Below are 1,804 nucleotides of genomic sequence, written 5' to 3' on the forward strand. Positions count from 1 at the left end.
CGGCTCTGGTCGTCGGCGCTGCGTTCGACCGCGGCCAGCACGCGCTGGACGTTCAACCCGTCGTCGAACGACGGAGCCGGAGCGACACCGGAGGTGATCGCCTCGACGAAGTCCTTCACCTCGTGGGTGAAGGTGTGCTCATACCCCAGACCATGACCCGGCGGCCACCACGCCCCCGCGTACGGATGCCCGGACTCGGTCACCAGCACCCGGCGGAACCCCGCCTCCTCGGCCGGCAACGCATGATCATGGAACCACAGCTCGTTCATCGCCTCGAAATCGAACGCCAAACTCGCCGCGGAACCGTTCACCTCGATCCGCAACGCGTTCTTGCGACCCGTCGCGAACCGGGTGGCCTCGAACGACGCCAGCGCCCCACCACTGAGACGACCGATGAACAACGCCGCGTCGTCGACGTCGACCTCCCCCATCTCCACCCCCGCACCGTCCGCACCGCCCGCGGCGGCCGACAGACCCGCCGAGGCCTCGGCCAGCGGCCGCCGGGTGACGAACGTCTCGGTCAACCCCGACACCTGCGTCAAACGCTGCCCGGTGATGAACTGCGCGGTATCGATGATGTGCGCACCGATGTCACCCAACGCCCCCGAGCCGGCCAGATCCTTACGCAGCCGCCACACCAGCGGGAAGTCCGGATCGACGATCCAGTCCTGCAGATACTGCGCCCGCACGTGCCGAACCTGACCCAGACGGCCCTCGGCCACCCAGCGGGCCGCCTGGGCCACGGCCGGTACCCGACGGTAGTTGAACGCCACCATCGCATACACCCCCCGCTGCTCCGCCGCCCGCGCCGCCTTCGCCATCGCCTCGGCCTCGGCCACCGTGTTGGCCAGCGGTTTTTCGCACAACACGTGCTTGCCCGCCTCCAGCGCGGCGATCGCGATCTCGGCGTGCGAATCACCCGGCGTGCAGATGTCGACCACATCGACATCCTCACGCGCGATCAACGCCCGCCAGTCGGTCTCGGCCGCACCCCAGCCCAGCTGCTCGGCCGCCGCCGCCGTCCCCTCAGGTGAGCGCCCGCACACCGCGGCCATCACCGGCCGCACCGGCAGGTCGAAGAACGCCGACACACTGCGCCACGCCTGGGAGTGCACCCGGCCCATGAAGGCGTAGCCGACCATGCCGATGCCCAGCGTCGGCTTGCTGTTCGCAGCCGCCATCAGGACTCGAATCCCAGCGGCAGGTACTCGGCCACGTTCTCCTTGGTGATCGTCTCCGAGGCCAGGGTGATCGACTGGGGCACCTGGTTCTCCACCAGGTCGCTCATCCCCTTGCCCTGCGCGATCAGGCGGGCCAGCTTGATCGCCGAGGAGGCCATCGTGGGACTGTAGGTCACCGTGGCCTCCAGCACCCCCGAGCCGGCCTGGATGTCGCGCATCGCGTTCGCCGACCCGGCGCCGCCGACCATGAAGAACTCACTGCGGCCGGCCTCCTTGATCGCGGCCAGCACGCCGATGCCCTGGTCGTCGTCGTGGTTCCAGATCGCGTCGATCTTCTTGTGGGCCTGCAGCAGGTTCGCCGCGACCTTGGTGCCCGACTCCACGGTGAACTGCGCGTCCTGCTTGGCCGTGACGCTGAAGCCGTAGGTCTTCAGCGCCTCTTCGAAGCCCTTGCTGCGGTCCTGGGTCAGCGGCAGGGTCGCGATGCCCTGGATCTCCAGGATGACCGGGTCGGACACGCCCTTGTCCTTGAGCTTCTTGCCGATGTAGTGGCCGGCCGCGACCCCCATGCCGTAGTTGTCGCCGCCGATCCAGGTGCGGTAGGAGAGCTTGTCGGGGAAGAC

At 68.7% G+C, this 1,804-nt stretch carries 2 protein-coding genes; both read right to left on the minus strand.

Going from position 1 to position 1,804, the window contains the following annotated elements; genetic code table 11:
• Positions 1–1,181 (minus strand): Gfo/Idh/MocA family protein (locus ABT352_RS40660; protein WP_350950445.1); only part of this gene is annotated, 1,181 nt, incomplete at its 3' end.
• Positions 1,181–1,804, minus strand: a 624-nt coding sequence (locus tag ABT352_RS40665; RefSeq protein ID WP_350950447.1) for a substrate-binding domain-containing protein, incomplete at its 5' end; no start/stop codon positions are given. The genes ABT352_RS40660 and ABT352_RS40665, both read right to left, overlap by 1 nt.

Source organism: Streptosporangium sp. NPDC000563, from assembly GCF_040299985.1.
In the GTDB taxonomy this organism is placed as follows: Bacteria; Actinomycetota; Actinomycetes; order Streptosporangiales; family Streptosporangiaceae; genus Streptosporangium.